This window comes from Morganella morganii (assembly GCF_041099235.1).
Taxonomy (GTDB): domain Bacteria; phylum Pseudomonadota; class Gammaproteobacteria; order Enterobacterales; family Enterobacteriaceae; genus Morganella; species Morganella morganii_E.
Map to the genome: position 1 here is coordinate 1 of NZ_JBFZSO010000028.1, position 541 is coordinate 541.

General features: G+C 47.7%; 1 pseudogene. It reads left to right on the forward strand.

The window, feature by feature from the left end:
* Nucleotides 1-78: 78 nt before the first annotated feature.
* Nucleotides 79-541 (forward strand): annotated as a pseudogene (locus AB7038_RS18095) (transposase); the annotation flags it as partial.

Genomic DNA, 541 nt, shown 5'->3' on the forward strand with positions numbered 1-541 from the left:
TGTAAGTATCCCGGAAAAAAGTCCCATTCACTTTCAGAGATCTTCATCCATACTGATATGTATCCTGAGGAGATCGCCATGCGCAAAGCCCGATTTACTGAACATCAGATTATCGCCGTTCTGAAGTCCGTTGAAGCCGGACGTACAGTCAAAGATGTCTGCCGTGAAGCCGGTATATCCGAAGCCAGCTACTACAACTGGAAAGCCAAATACGGCGGGATGGAAGCGTCTGATATTAAAAAGTTAAAAGATCTTGAGGAAGAAAACCGGCGTTTAAAACAGATGTTTGCTGACCTGAGTCTTGAGTGCCGGGCACTGAAGGACGTTATCGAAAAAAAGCTTTAAAAACAGCGGTAAAGCGGGAGCTTGTCAGTTACCTTATCGAACAGTATTCGATGAGCATCCGTCACGCCTGCCGGGCCATATCGCTGAGCAGAACGGTGTATTTTTACAAACCGGATACCCGGCGGGATGAACCGGTGATACAGGCGCTGACAGAGGCGGCAGAACGTTATCCCCGTTACGGGTTTAAAAAGCTGTT